This window comes from Micromonospora sp. HM134, assembly GCF_007833915.1.
GTDB classification, from domain to species: Bacteria; Actinomycetota; Actinomycetes; order Mycobacteriales; family Micromonosporaceae; genus Micromonospora; species Micromonospora wenchangensis.
In genome coordinates this window covers 2,717,787-2,731,118 of the sequence record NZ_CP041061.1, presented here as the reverse complement: position 1 = coordinate 2,731,118, position 13,332 = coordinate 2,717,787, and the positions used below count along the sequence as shown (strand labels likewise).

General features: G+C 72.1%; 9 protein-coding genes and 2 pseudogenes. 5 read left to right on the top strand and 6 right to left on the bottom strand.

From position 1 onward, the window contains the following. The first annotated feature begins 6 nt into the window (after positions 1–6). On the top strand, positions 7–1,488 hold the full coding sequence (locus FJK98_RS12050) for an NAD(P)/FAD-dependent oxidoreductase (RefSeq protein ID WP_145919103.1): 1,482 nt from the start codon (positions 7–9) through the stop codon (positions 1,486–1,488). 83 nt (positions 1,489–1,571) lie between these two features. After that, a pseudogene (locus FJK98_RS34800) lies at positions 1,572–2,102 on the top strand (N-acetyltransferase family protein); the annotation flags it as partial. Between the two features lie 126 nt (positions 2,103–2,228). Here the strand turns inward: FJK98_RS34800 and FJK98_RS33965 are convergent. Together FJK98_RS33965 and FJK98_RS12035 are read right to left on the bottom strand one after the other, a co-directional pair. Continuing rightward, positions 2,229–2,355 (bottom strand): annotated as a pseudogene (locus tag FJK98_RS33965) (IS5/IS1182 family transposase); the annotation flags it as partial. 85 nt (positions 2,356–2,440) lie between these two features. After that, entirely contained in the window at positions 2,441–3,511 is a 1,071-nt protein-coding gene (locus tag FJK98_RS12035) for a helix-turn-helix transcriptional regulator (protein WP_145919102.1), read from the bottom strand. Here FJK98_RS12035 and FJK98_RS12030 point away from each other — a divergent pair. Together FJK98_RS12030 and FJK98_RS33960 are read left to right on the top strand one after the other, a co-directional pair. Next, the gene (locus FJK98_RS12030; RefSeq protein WP_370517041.1) at positions 3,402–4,034 is read left to right on the top strand and encodes an alpha/beta fold hydrolase; all 633 of its coding nucleotides are present in this window, start codon (positions 3,402–3,404) and stop codon (positions 4,032–4,034) included. The genes FJK98_RS12035 and FJK98_RS12030 overlap by 110 nt on opposite strands. A gap of 760 nt (positions 4,035–4,794) precedes the next feature. Next, the gene (locus FJK98_RS33960; RefSeq protein WP_240762769.1) at positions 4,795–7,371 is read left to right on the top strand and encodes a LuxR family transcriptional regulator; all 2,577 of its coding nucleotides are present in this window, start codon (positions 4,795–4,797) and stop codon (positions 7,369–7,371) included. A 62-nt stretch (positions 7,372–7,433) separates the two neighbouring features. Here FJK98_RS33960 and FJK98_RS12020 read toward each other — a convergent pair whose 3' ends face one another. From FJK98_RS12020 to FJK98_RS12005, 4 genes are all read right to left on the bottom strand, one after another. Beyond that, complete coding sequence (locus FJK98_RS12020; RefSeq protein ID WP_145919100.1) at positions 7,434–8,921, bottom strand: thrombospondin type 3 repeat-containing protein; 1,488 nt, start codon at positions 8,919–8,921, stop codon at positions 7,434–7,436. 279 nt (positions 8,922–9,200) lie between these two features. After that, positions 9,201–9,638: a hypothetical protein gene (locus FJK98_RS12015; protein WP_145919099.1), complete on the bottom strand. Its 438-nt coding sequence runs from the start codon at positions 9,636–9,638 to the stop codon at positions 9,201–9,203. 119 nt (positions 9,639–9,757) lie between these two features. Then, a complete protein-coding gene (locus FJK98_RS12010; RefSeq protein ID WP_145919098.1) occupies positions 9,758–10,933 on the bottom strand; it encodes a Cmx/CmrA family chloramphenicol efflux MFS transporter in 1,176 nt (391 codons plus the stop codon). A gap of 350 nt (positions 10,934–11,283) precedes the next feature. Next, positions 11,284–12,330 (bottom strand): alpha/beta fold hydrolase, encoded by a 1,047-nt coding sequence (locus FJK98_RS12005; RefSeq protein ID WP_240762767.1) that lies wholly within the window; start codon positions 12,328–12,330, stop codon positions 11,284–11,286. Between FJK98_RS12005 and FJK98_RS12000 the strand changes: the two genes are divergently transcribed. Continuing rightward, on the top strand, positions 12,286–13,266 hold the full coding sequence (locus tag FJK98_RS12000; RefSeq protein WP_145919097.1) for a YafY family protein: 981 nt from the start codon (positions 12,286–12,288) through the stop codon (positions 13,264–13,266). The genes FJK98_RS12005 and FJK98_RS12000 overlap by 45 nt on opposite strands. Positions 13,267–13,332 lie beyond the last annotated feature (66 nt).

Below are 13,332 nucleotides of genomic sequence, written 5' to 3'. Positions count from 1 at the left end.
CACACCATGGGAGCACAGACGGCAGCCGGCGGGCTCGACGCGGTGGTGGTCGGCTCCGGCCCGAACGGGCTGGCCGCCGCACTGGTGCTCGCCTCGGCAGGGCTGAGCGTCCAGGTTCACGAGGCCGCCGGGACCACCGGCGGGGGCACCCGGACCGAGGAGCTGACCCTGCCCGGGTTCCACCACGACGTCTGCTCGGCGGTGCACCCGATGGCCCTCGCCTCGCCCTTCTTCCGCGCCTTCGACCTGACCGCGCACGGCGTACGGCTGTTGCAGCCGGAGATCCCGTACGCCCATCCGCTGGACGGGGGACGGGCGGCGCTGGCCTGGCGGGACCTGGACCGTACCGCCGAGGGGCTGGGTCCCGACGGGGCGGCCTGGCGGTCCCTGCTCGGGCCGCTGGTCCGACGCTGGTCGGGAGTGGTCGACACGGCCATGTCCGACCTGCGCAGGGTGCCCCGCGACCCGCTCGCCGCCCTGCTGCTCGGGCTCCGCACCCTGGAACAGGGCACCCCGGCCGCGGCGGCCCGGTTCCGCACCGGGGAGGCCGCCGCGCTGCTGGCCGGGGTGGCGGCGCACGCGATCGCCCCACCGCGCCGGCTCGCCCCGGCCGGGGCCGGCCTGCTGCTGGCCACCCTCGGACACGCGGTCGGCTGGCCGGTCCCCGCAGGTGGCAGCCGGGCGATCACCGACGCGATGGTGAACCGGCTACGGCAACTCGGCGGCCGGGTGGTCACCGGCGACCGGATCGACGACCTGGCCCAACTGCCGCCGGCCCGCACGGTCCTGCTCGACGTCTCCCCCGCCGGCCTGCTGCGCATCGCCGGCGACCGGCTCCCCGCCGGCTACGCGCGCAGTCTGCGTTCCTTCCGGTACGGCGGGGCCGCGTGCAAGGTCGACTTCGCGCTCTCCGGGCCGGTGCCGTGGGCGGAGCCGGACTGCGCCCGCGCCGGCACCCTGCACCTGGTCGGCTCGGCCGCCGAGGCCCGGATCGCCGAAACCGCTGCGGTACGCGGCCGGCACCCGGAACGCCCCTACGTGCTCGCGGTGCAGCCCGGCGTGGTCGATCCGACCCGCGCACCCGCCGGCAAGCAGGTGCTCTGGACGTACGCGCACGTGCCGAACGGCTCCCCACGCGACGTCAGCGACCAGATCATCGCCCAGGTGGAACGCTTCGCGCCCGGCTTCCGCGACCTGATCCTGGCCACCCACGTGGTGCCGGCGGCGCAGGCCGGCGCACACAACCCGAACTACGTCGGCGGAGACATCTCCGGCGGGGCGGTCACCGGGTGGCAGCTGGTGATGCGGCCGGCGGCCCGCTGGGACCCGTACCGGACCCCGCTGCCCGGCGTGTACCTCTGCTCGGCCTCCACCCCACCCGGCCCGGCCGTGCACGGCATGTCCGGGCTGCACGCCGCCGGCCGCGCCCTGCGGCAGCAGTTCGGCATCCGCACCGCCCCCCTCGACCTGATCCGCGGCGGACGCTGACCGGTCCGGGCGGCGTCGACCGAGGCGGGCGGGCGTCGGTCGGCACCGCGACGACCCGGAGTTCGGGTACCGGTTCCTGGTCGATGAGGCCCGCACCGCCGGACAGGCGATGGCTGAGCGCACCCGCCCACGGCCCGAACCGGTTGCGGCTGGCCGACATCACCGAACACCCCAAGAGCGTCGGTTGTTGCGATGATGCCGGCATGGATGTGCGCTGCGGTGAGGTATCGATTCGCCCCGGAGACGAACACGACGTGTCTGCGGTTGTCGGCTTGATGGACGGCGCAGTCGCATGGCTGGTCGCCGCAGGCCGCACCGGGCAGTGGGGAGTCGAACCCTACTCCGCCAACCCACGGTCCACGGCTGCCATTTCGGGCATGGCCGCCGGTAGGGAGTTGTACGTGGCGGTCAGCACGGACATCGTGGTCGGCGCAGTGGCCGTCGGCTCAGCGCCGGACTACGTGCCACCCGCGACGGAACCTGAACTCTACGTTCGGCTACTGGTGACCGATCGGGCCTGTGCCGGGCGCGGGATCGGCCGCCAGCTGCTCGAACACGCTCGTACGGTCGCTGGGGCCGCCGGCGTGGACCTCTTACGAGTCGACTGCTACGCAGGCCCGGACCGGGCGCTGGTCCGCTACTACGAAAAGGAGGGTTTCACTGCGACCGAGGCATTCGACGTTGCCAGGCCATCCGGATCATGGCCAGGCCAGGTCCTGCAACAACGCCTGAGTCAGGCCTTGGGTCAGCGCGTCGATGATGCCGAGGGTGCGGGCGGCGGTCAGGTCGTGGGTCGACCCGGGCTGCGCGGCTGAGGCCCAGACGAGACGCCCCGGCCGCCCCGGCAACGACCCGCACGTTCACGCCGCCGGGCCAGCGGCGGGCCCGTCGCCACTGAAGCAACGTCAGCCGGCTGTACGTCGGTCGGCACGGTCGGCGGTCGGTACCCCCGTCAGAGCGGATCCGACCCGGCCGATGCCGCAACGAGGGCCGCCCGGGTCCCGGCGTCGGCGGGGACCAGGATCCGCAGCCGGAGCCACGGGGCGTGGGAGGGGCGGGTCTGGGTGGACAGGAAGGCCAGGGGGCCGAGGGTCGGGTGTGGGATGAGCTTGCGAGTGGGCTCCAGGACCTGCACGTCGTGGTCGGCCCACCAGCTGCGGAACACGGGGTTGGTCGTGGTGAGCTCTTCGACCAGGGTCACGAAGGCGGGGTCGCCTGAGTGGCGGTCGAACTCGCTGCGGAAGTCCAGCATGTTCGCGCGGGCGTTGCGGTGCCACGCGGGTGGGGCGGTGGGCCAGGTGACCGGGTCGAAGAGCCACAGCAGCAGATTGCGGCGGCTCGAGACCGGGGCGACCAGGCCGGCCATGATCAGCGCGGCGGCGCGGTTGTGGGCGACCACGTCGAAGCGGGGATCCAGGACAAAGGCGATGTGCGGCAGCAGGGCGTCGATCAACGCGGTGGTGTCGGCGTCGACCGGGGCGTCGCCGGGGGGTGGTGGGGGCAGGGCGGCGAGGTGGAAGAGGTGGTCGCGCTCCGCGGCGGTGAGGGCGAGGGCGCGGCTGAGGGCGAGGAGTACCTGCCCGGACGGAGTGACGACGCGGCCCTGCTCGAGCCACGTGTACCAGGACAAACCCACACCCGAGAGTTGCGCGACCTCCTCGCGGCGCAGACCCGGGGTGCGGCGGCGGCCGGGACCCGGATCCAGGCCGACATCGACTGGGCGCAGCGCCGCGCGGCGCGTGCGCAGGAAGTCCGCGAGGGCCGCACGGCGGGCCTTCGACGTCGGCGAAGAGGGTGTTGGTGTGGGTCCCACGATGAACCATCCTCTCCCGGCAGCAGCCCCGGCACCGAATTCTGGGTGGGTGACCGATACCAGCTTTCTACTGCTGCACGGCGGCGCCGGGCCGCACACGATGGCGCCCTTCGGGGAGCTACTGCGGACCACGGTTCCCGATGCGCGGGTGATCGTGCCGACGCACCCGGGGTTCGCGGGAACGCCCCCACAGGCCGGCCTGGACAGCATCGCCGCGCTCGCCCGACACTACGACAGGCTGCTCGAAAAGGAGCACATCCATGACGTCACGGTGATCGGGAACTCGATCGGCGGATGGACCGCAGCCGAGATGGCGGCGCTGCGTAGCCCACGGGTCGGCCGGGTGGTGCTGGTCAACGCGGTCGGGCTCGACGTGCCCGAGCAACCGCTCAGTGACGTGTCCGGGCTGACCCCGCAGCGACTTGCCGCGCTGTCCTTCCACGACCCCGCCCGGATCCCGCTGGACCCGGATCGTCCGGGGCCCGATCTGTCGGCGCTGCGGACGTACACGGGGATGCGGATGATCGACCCGGCCCTGCGCGATCGGCTCGCCGGCATCGACGTGCCGACCCACGTGGTCTGGGGCGCGTCCGACGGCATCGCGCCGGCCGCCTACGGCCGCGCCTACGCCGATGCCATCCCGGGTGCCCGGTTCACACTGCTGCCGGACGCCGGTCATCTGCCACAACTGGAGGCCCCGGAACGACTCCGCACCGCCGTACTGGTCCGGTAGCCGTACTGCGGGGTCGTGAGCGATGCCGAGTCCTCCGGGTCGGCACCGCAGGGCGCGGTCCGGCCCCCGGCCACTTCGGCCGGGCCGTCGTCACCCGACTGACACTCCCGCCGCAGTGCGGTGCCGGGCACGGTGACCCCGGAGCGGACCACCCGCGCCGGCCGCCCCTGCCCGCCTCGACGGACATCGGGTGGCACCTCAGGCGAGGCACCACCCGATTCCGCAGGTCGAGCGACGGCCGCAGCAGGGTGGGTCAGCTGTGGCAGCCCCGGGGTGCGTGGGCGCACATGGCAACCACGTCACCGGACGGCGCCGACGCCAGCGCCGCCTGGGCACCGGCGACGACGAATGCGAGCGCGGCAGCCGCGATGGCCGCGCGAACCAATGTAGACATATTCGTCCCTTCGACAGTCCGGAAATCTAATGTGATCGATAATATCGTTGTTGTTTGATGCCCGGCCAACGTCGGATTCCCTGGCGGACGCAGATCGAGCATGCCGGGCCAATCCCGCCAATTCGGCGCGGCGTTTTCCTTTACCCAGAATTCCGACAGAACCTGGCCAGAACATACGATCGCGTATGGACCCGGCGGCGGACACCGTGGTCACCCCCGCCGGCCAGTCGGAATTGCGATGGAGGCGCATTGTTGGCGTACCGGTTCACCGAGGCCACAATGCAGGCAGCACAGTGCCGGCTGCCACCACGAGTGGACCAGCCGCACGCTTCACGCACCACCAGGGGATGGGGAGATGATCCCGGCATGACGATGATCGGCCGGGCCGGGGAGTTCAGCGACGTCCTCGCTGCGGTACACGATCCACAGACGGACGTGGTCCTGGTCACCGGCGAGGCCGGCGTGGGCAAGACCCGACTGCTCGACGCCGTGTCCACCGCTGTTCCCGCCGTCCGCGCCTGGGGCACGCGGGGACTGTCGCACGTCCCGCTGGCGGCCCTGGCGCACCTGGTCGACCCTGCGACGACGTCACTTCCGGAGATGGTCGCCCAGGTGCTCCAGGCGGTCCCGGCCGGAGCCGTGCTCGCGGTCGACGACCTGGACGGCTGTGACGAGGTCTCCCTGGCCGTCGCGGTACGGGTCGCCCGCGACGCCGGTCGCACACTGGTCGGCACCGTGCGGACCGCCGACGGTCGGGTGCCGCCCGCCGTGGCCGAGCTCGCGGCGTCGTCGAACACCGTGCTCCTGCCGATCGCGCCGTTCGACCGGACGCGCACGGAGGAACTGGTCGACGCGCTGCTCGACGGGCCGGTCGACGCCGGGGTCGTCGACGACGTGTGGCGGCGGACCGGCGGGAACGCCCTGTTCGTCACCCAACTGCTCGACGGCGCGCGGCGCAGCGGCGCGTTGCACCGCTCGGCGGTCGGCTGGCACGCCGTCGGGCCACTGCCCGTCCCCACCGGGCTGCGCAGCCTCCTGCCGGCCCGCCTGGCGGGCCTGCCCGACGACGCCGTCGCCGCCGCCCGCTTCCTGGCCGCCACCGGCCGGGCGCACGACGACGAGATCGCCCAGGCCGGGCACCTCGGCGGAACCGAGCACCTGGTCGCCCACGGGATCGCGGTCTGGGCGGCCGAGACCGTGCGGTTCGTGCACCCGTTGTTCGCCGAGGTGCTGTGGGAGGGGTTGTCGCCGGCCCGTCGGCGGGCGGTGCTCCGCGAGCACCTCGCGGTCGCCCGGAGTCTCGCGCCACACGACCACGTGCGGTGCACCGTGCTGAGCCTGGACGCCGGAGAGGCCGCGCAGCCGGGGCCGCTGCTGGCCGCAGCGCGGGTCGCCGCCGCGGGCGGCGCGACGGACGTCGCGGTACGGCTGGCCCGGGCGTGCCTCGACCGGGTCCCCGAGGTGTGGACCGCCCACCCGGAGGTCGCCGTCGGTGCCGCCCTCGTCCTCGCGGTCAACCTCTGGGAGACCGGGCGCGCCGACGAGGCCGTGGTCGTCCTGCGCGACGCGCTGGGCCGCACCCCACCCGGCAGGGACGCCGCCCTGCTCGCCGTGACCCTGCACAAGGTGATCCTCTGGGGCTGCCACGACCTGCCCGCCGCCCGGGACGTGCTGCGGCAGCAGTCCGCCCGCTATCCCACCGGCGCACCGGTCGGGGCCCTGTTCGCGGTCGCCGAGGCCGACGCCCTGGCATACGCCGGTTTCCCGGACGAGGCGCTGGCGCTCACGTCCGTCATCGGGGACGACGCCACGCTGCCGCTGCCGGTCCGGACCATGCTGGCGACGAGCCGCAGCAACGCCCTGGCCCACCTCGGGCGGACCGGCGAGGCGGTCGCCGTGGTCGAGGAACTGCTCGACCAGGTCACGGCCGCCGGGCCGGAGGCGACCGCCGGGACCCGCGACAAACTGCTCGTGTACGCGAGCCACGCGCTGCGCGAGCACGGTCGGCTCGACGACGCCGCGCACACCGCCGAGCGTGCCTACCACGGCGCGCTGGCCGACGGCGTGGTCTTCGAGCGCGCCTGGGCCGCGGTGTGCGTCGGCGCGGCCCGGTTGCAGGCGGGGCACCTGGACGAGGCGACACTCTGGGCGCGGCGCAGCCTCGTGACCTCGGTGGCCGCCGGGATGACCGACTGCACCCGGGTCAGCCTGTCCGTGCTGACCGTGGCCCACGGCTCACGCGGCCTGACCCCGGAGCCGGCGTGGGTGACACACCTGCGCTCACCCCAGGCGGGCCTGGGGTTCCTGCGCCACACCGTGCCGATCGCGCTGGGCTGGGCCGCGTACGCCGAGGGTCGTCATGCCCTGGCCTGTGACCTGCTGCGGCAGGGTCAGGCCAGGGCCGCGCGGGAACGGGCGGTGGCCGCCGAGTCCTGGATCCTGCACGAGCGCCTGCGGATGCACGACGGCACCGGGGTGCGCGCCCGGCTGGCGTCACTCGCTGTCGGGTCCCCGGTCGGCGCGGCGCGGCTGGCCCTGGCCACCGGGCTGGAACGCGCCTGCCCCGCGACCCTGCTGGAGGCCGCGGCGGCCTTCGAGGCGGTCGGTTCACCCCTGTACGCGGCGGAGGCCGCGGCGGCGGCGTCCCGGTGCGCGTCCGGCCGGACCGCAGCGGCGGCCCGACGACGGGCCGACGAGCTCGCGCACCAGGTGGGTGACCCGCCGACCCCCCTGTTGGGCCGGTCACCCGTGCCCGCCGACCCGCTGACCTCCCGTGAGCGCCTCGTCGTCGAGCTCGCCGCGGGCGGGGCGACGAACGCCGAGATCGCCGGGCGCCTGGTCCTGTCGGTACGGACGGTGGAGAACCACCTGTCCCGTGCCTATGCGAAGCTCGGGATCAACTCCCGGGGTGACCTCGCCCGGTACGGGGTCCCGCGCCGGTAGTCACGCCGTCCGACGGCGGCACGGCACGGCGACGACAGCCGCACCGCCGTCGGACAGCGTTCTCAGCAGGTACCGCCGCCGGAGGAGCAGCCTCCGCTGCCGGGAGCCCCGCCGCCGCCGGTCGCCCCGTCGAGCGGACTGGGCAGGTCGGGGCGGCTCTCTGGCGCGGCGGTGTTCCAGCCGGTCCCGAGGACCGTCGCCCCGACGTGGGTGCTGATGTCGTCACCCGCGAACAGGGAGATCAGGTCCCGGTGGCGCAGGGCCGCCTTGACGTCGTCGTCGGTCAGGACGCCGATCACGGAGGGTGCGTCCTGGACCGGGGTGACCGTCGAGCCCTTCATCGTGAACAGCTTGTCGAGCGCGGCGGCCGCCTCCTTGTGCGAGAGCCAGGCCGTGCCGGGCAGGGCCAGGCCGGTGCCCTCATCACCGGTGGTCATCGCATCGGTGCAGTTCTCACCCTTGGCGTCGCACTTCTGGGTCTTGGTGGTCGAGGAGGTCTCCTTGCCGTTCTTGTCGACCGTCCGCTCGGTGCGGGTCTTCGTCGTCCCGGTGGTCTTGCCGTTCTTGTCGCGCTCGTACTCGGTGGTGTCCTTCGTGATCGTGGTGCTGCCGTCCTTGTTCTTCGTGTGGACGGTTTCCGTCTCCCTGACGGTCTTCCCGTTCTGGTCGCGCTGCGTCCGTTCGGTGTGGTACCTGCCGCTCAGGTCGTAGTACGCCTCGTCGGTCGACTCCCCTGCCTTGTTCAGCTCCGGGTCGTAGTACTCGGTCCGGCTGCTCGACGTACACAGTTCCTCGCACCCCGGCGTGCCGGCCTTGGTAGTCGACGAGGACCCGTCGCCGTACTCCGTGTACCTCGTCCCGTTGTCGGTGCTCGTGTTCTTCTCGCCGCCGTGGCTGGCTGCCCACCAGGCGGTCACACCGTCGTACGCGCCGTACCAGCTGCCGTTGAACCGGCCGAGGTCGATCCCCATCTCCTTGCCGCCGCTGTCGAGGGTCAGGCCGAAGGTCAGGCCGGTCTTCCACGGCGCTTCGATGCCGAGGCCCTTGAGCAGCCCGTCGTCGATCCCGGCGAGCGCGATGCTGCCCCTACGGGTGGGGATCCCGAAGACCTCCGACGGCAGGCTCGGCTCGATACCCCCGGGCAGTTCCTGCAGGTTGAGCCACTTCTTTTCGAGGCCCTTGACGAAGTCCTCCGGGAACACGGCCCACGTGCCGTACCCGAGTTCGTAGGTCGGCAGTTTCCCGTCGATCGTCGCGTCCAGGACGAGGGACAGCGGCGGGGTGCTCGCCGGGTCGAGCGGGTCGTAGCCGAGGGCGGTCTCGTCGGCGTCGGCGACGCCGTCACCGTCGGAGTCCACGACCCCCACCGCCAGGTAGCAGGCGGACAGGTCGCACACCCGCAGGTCGGAGAGCCGGTCGTGGCGTCGATCGTCGTCGGCGCTGGCCGGCGAGGCGAGGGTCGTGGGGAGCAGAAGGGCACCGCAGGCGATGGTCGTCAGTGCGCGCCGGAACCAGGTATGTGCGGAAGCGATAGTGGGAGAGGACATCATGAGGGCGAACCTAGGTAGCCGTCGCAGGCATGTCCTGAGTAGTGCGTACTCAAACGTCCGCCGTACCGCGCCGTTCCGGCAGGGCGCGACGCCGGGTTCCACCACCGAGTCTGGTCGCCGGGGGAACGAGGCTCACGTTGTGTCGACTGTTGTCCTACCGGGAGCCTCGTCCTGTCCGCACCACCGAGACACCCCTGCCTACCTGCTCAGGCTGCCTTGGTCACGATGCGCACGGCAGCCTGTCCGGCTGACGCCGGTGCCGTCCGTGGTCACCCTGTTTCACAGCTCGACCAGGGCCAGCGTCCACTGGCCGTGAGCGTCTTCCCAGAGGGTGACGATCTCGCCGACCGGGACCGAGTTGTACTCGTACCGCTCGTCTTCCTCGTAGAAGTCGCCATCCTCCTCGGCCGCCGCGACGATGCGCAGGGCGTCCTCGCGGGTGCCGTCGGTGGCTGCGCGGATGCGGGAGACCCGCCACGTGACACCGCTGAGGTCGCGGCCGATGAGCTCACTACCGGGCACGAGGTTCTTGTCGTCGTCATCGATCGCGAAGAGGGTGCCGGGACCGTCGACCAGTAGCGTGTCGGTGTCGCCGATCATCAGGCTGTCGTCGACGATCTGTCGTTCGCCGCGGAGCACCGCCGGGTCGAGCCAGGCCGGCCGCCGGTCGAGTCCGACCTCGCTGATGAAGTTTCCCCAGGCGTAGAGCGCATACATGAACGCATGCTACAGAGCGGCAGGATCCTCGTTTCCTCAGGAGGATCGCGGGCCCGGTGACCCTGGCCCCACAGCGTTGCGCCTTGGCGCCCGCCGCGTGCACCCGTGCCCATTCGGTGTCACCGCCCCGGTGAACCTCGATCCTGCCGATGCGCAGCTCGACAGGTGGACCAGACGCCGACGGCGAGAATCACCAGCACGCAGCTGACGGCGATCGGGCCGCGCACGCCGAGCGCTCCGATGGTGAGACCGCCAGCGATGGGTCCGATGACCGCACCGATGTTCAACGCGACGGTCGCGAAGGAACCACCCATCGTGGGCGCGTCGCGTGTGGTGGCGACGATCCGGGCGATGAGCGTGCTGCCCAACGCGAAGGACAACGCGCCCTGGGTCAGGGCGAGAAACCACAACGCCACGGGGCTGGCAACGGTGAACGCCAGCAGCGCCCAGCCCGCCATGAGCAGCGGCCCGGTGACAGTGATCAGGGGTCGCCGGTGCCGGTCACCGAACCGCCCGGCCACGTTCACACCGAGGAACGCGCCGATCCCGAAGACAGCGAGCAGCAGCGGTACGGCGCGGTCGGTGAGTCCGGCCGGCCCGGTGGCGATCGCCGCCAGGTAGGTGAAGGTGCCGAACGTCGCGGCGTTGACCAGCACGGCCAGCACGATGCTCACCTGCGCCGGACGCCGACGCAGACTCGCCAACTCGCGGCCGATGGCGCTCCCGGCTCCCGTTCCGGCGCTCTGCCGGGGGTGGGTCGGCGTGGCCGCCAGAATCGCGACGAGCGCAGGCAGGCACAGCAGCGCGATGGCCCACAACGTGGCACGCCAGCCCAGTACGTCGCCGACGAAGGCGCCGGCGGGCACTCCGGCGATCAGCGCGAGGGTGGTGCCGCCGAGGATGACTGCCAGCGCGCGGGTGTGCCGCTCGGCTGGGACGATGCGCGTCACGGTCGAGAGTGCGACGGCGAGGAACCCGGCATTCGCCAACGCGGCTCCGATCCGTGAGGCCAGCAGGATGGCGAAGCTGTCGGTGACCGCGCCGATGACGTGCGCGGCGATGAACAGGGCCAGAAACCCGGTCAGGGTCCAGCGGGGTGAGAGCCGGCGGGCAGCGGCGGCCATCGCCGGCGCGCCGATGACCATTCCCAGGGCGAAGCCGGAGGTGAGAAACCCGGCTCGGCCGAGCGATACCTCCAGGCCGCTGGCGATGCCGGGAAGGATGCCGGCGAGGACGAACTCCGAGGTTCCCTGGGCGAACACCGCGACGGCGAGCAGGTAGAGGAGGACGGGCATGAGCGTGCCTTCCGAAGCAGGAACGTGACGAGTGGCAGGCGTGTGGCACTGCCGGTGCTTCGGATGCGCAGGAACTCAAACGACGTCGCCGCCGACCGGATCGGTGCGGATCGTCAGTGGAGGGACTGGGGCATCTGGGGCTACCGGGAGGCCGGCAGCCCTGACCAGTCCGCTTGGGGAGCACTCACCTCGCGAGGCTACCAAAGGCCCGTCGTCGCTGGTGGGCGCGCAACGACGACGCTCGCGGGTGGGTTGGTGGCGACCCCACCAACCCACCACGCCGGGGGGACATGACCAGCGGCGAGCACACGCGATCCCTCGGATCGTGGAACGCGTGTCCAGCGGAGGTGCTAGGCGGTCCCCCGCCGGCCCAGCCACTTCAGAATCGCCTCGGTCGTCTCCTGCGGCTTCTCCTGCTGGATCCAGTGACCGCAGTCCAGACTGACCACCTCCACGTTCGGCACGAATGCCGTCAGCCTCTCCGCCTTCGCGACCGGGTCGCGGTCGCCGTAGATCATGAGGGTGGGCTGTCGGATGACCGGGTCCACGTCGGCCAGCAGGTGCCAGTTGCGGTCCAGGTTGCGGTACCAGTTGATGCCGCCGGTGAATCCTGTCGACGCGAAGGAGGAGACGAAGACGGCCAGGTCGCTGTCACTCATGACGGGCTCCCCGGGTGGGGTTTCCGCCCGGGCGAGGTTGATCAGCGTGTTGCCCGGCTGCGGCGCTGCGGGGGGCAGGTTCTTGCGGTACAGGTTCCGCAGGAACCGGAACGTGTCCTCCTCGAACACGGCGTCCGCGACGCCGGGCTGCCGGTTGAAGTGCACGAAGTAGAAGTCGCCGCCGAGCCCGGCCTCCATGGCCTCGATCCAGGGCGTCTCTCCGCGCTCCTGGTAGGGCACGCTCAGCGCCACCACGCCGTTGACCCGGTCGGGATGCAGCAGGGTCAGGCCCCAGACGACGAATGCGCCCCAGTCATGGCCGACGAAGGTGGCGTCGGCGTAGCCGTAGTGATCGAGGAGGGCGACGAGGTCACCCGACAGGTGTGCGATGTCGTAGTCCGTCACGTCGGCGGGACGGGACGAGGTGCCGTAGCCGCGCTGGTTCGGGACGATGACGTGGTAGCCCGCCTCAACCAGGGCCGGCACCTGGTAGCGCCAGGAGTAGGCGAGTTCCGGCCAGCCGTGGCAGAGCACGACGGGGTTGCCCGCGTTCTGCCGGCCGGCTTCGAAGACTTCGAGGTGCACGCCGTTGACCGCAATGTGGGTGGGCTCGGGAAAGTCGAATGTCATGTCGGCATCCTGCGGACCGATACCGGTCATCTCCTGACCGGTTTCCGTGCCAGTGTTGTCCGGGTGCGCGCCGACCGGTTGATGGCCCTCGTCCTGCTGCTGCAACATCGCGGGCAGGTGACCGCGGCGGAGGTCGCCCGGGAGTTGGAGGTCTCCGAACGCACCGCCCGCCGCGATCTCGACGCCCTGGGCATGGCCGGCGTGCCGGTGTACTCCGTGCAGGGCCGGGGCGGCGGCTGGCGTCTCGTGGGTGGTGCCCGTACCGACCTGTCCGGGTTGACCGCGGGCGAGGCCCGCGCCCTGTTCCTGATCGCCGGCCCGGCCTCGACCGTCACGCCGGCCGTGAAAGCGGCGCTGCGCAAGCTCGTCCACGCCCTGCCGGAGCCGTTCCGGGCGCAGGCCGAAGCAGCGGCGGCGGCGCTCGTCATGGACCCGCAACGATGGGGGTCGAGCCGGGTCGAACCCCGACCGCCGCGCTTCGTCGACGAACTCCAGGACGCGGTGATCCGGGGCGTCCAGGTCCGGCTCGGCTACGTCGACCGCGACGGCAACGTCACCGGACGAACCGTCCACCCGCTGGGCATCGTCGCCAAAGGCCCGTCGTGGTATCTCGTCGCCGGCACCGAGGCCGGCCGGCGGACCTTCCGGATCGACCGCGTGTCGTCCGTCGACCCGACCGCCGATCCGGTGCACCGGCCTGAGGACTTCGACCTCGCCGGGAGCTGGCGCGAGATCGCCGACGAGGTCGAACGCCGGCGGACACCCGTCGAGGCATACGCGAGGTGCGTGCCCCACGGGATCGGCGTGCTCCGGATGGGGTTCGGCGCCCGCCTCGACGTGGGAGGTGCCACGACCGACGGCCGCGTCGAGGTCGTGATCCGTGGCAACGACGAACACAAACTCGCCGGTGAGCTTGCCGGGCTGGTCGATTACCTGGAGGTGACCGGCCCTGCGGGGGTGCTGGACCACCTGTCCGCGATCGGCACCGTGCTCGTCGAGCGGTACGGCCCGGAGCGGCAGGAAACCCTGACGGCAGAACGGTGATCGGGGTCGGCGCTGCACGGTCGGGGCACCGCTGTCGCGACGGCTAATTTTGTCAAGCCATTGAAC

Coding starts and splice junctions, on each gene's coding strand:
- FJK98_RS12005 (WP_240762767.1), bottom strand. CDS start 12,330: ATGTTGCAGCAGCAGGACGAGGGCCATCAACCGGTCGGCGCGCACCCG.
- FJK98_RS12020 (WP_145919100.1), bottom strand. CDS start 8,921: ATGATGTCCTCTCCCACTATCGCTTCCGCACATACCTGGTTCCGGCGC.
- FJK98_RS12010 (WP_145919098.1), bottom strand. CDS start 10,933: ATGCCCGTCCTCCTCTACCTGCTCGCCGTCGCGGTGTTCGCCCAGGGA.
- FJK98_RS12035 (WP_145919102.1), bottom strand. CDS start 3,511: ATGCTGTCCAGGCCGGCCTGTGGGGGCGTTCCCGCGAACCCCGGGTGC.
- FJK98_RS12050 (WP_145919103.1), top strand. CDS start 7: ATGGGAGCACAGACGGCAGCCGGCGGGCTCGACGCGGTGGTGGTCGGC.
- FJK98_RS12015 (WP_145919099.1), bottom strand. CDS start 9,638: ATGTATGCGCTCTACGCCTGGGGAAACTTCATCAGCGAGGTCGGACTC.
- FJK98_RS33960 (WP_240762769.1), top strand. CDS start 4,795: ATGACGATGATCGGCCGGGCCGGGGAGTTCAGCGACGTCCTCGCTGCG.
- FJK98_RS12030 (WP_370517041.1), top strand. CDS start 3,402: ATGGCGCCCTTCGGGGAGCTACTGCGGACCACGGTTCCCGATGCGCGG.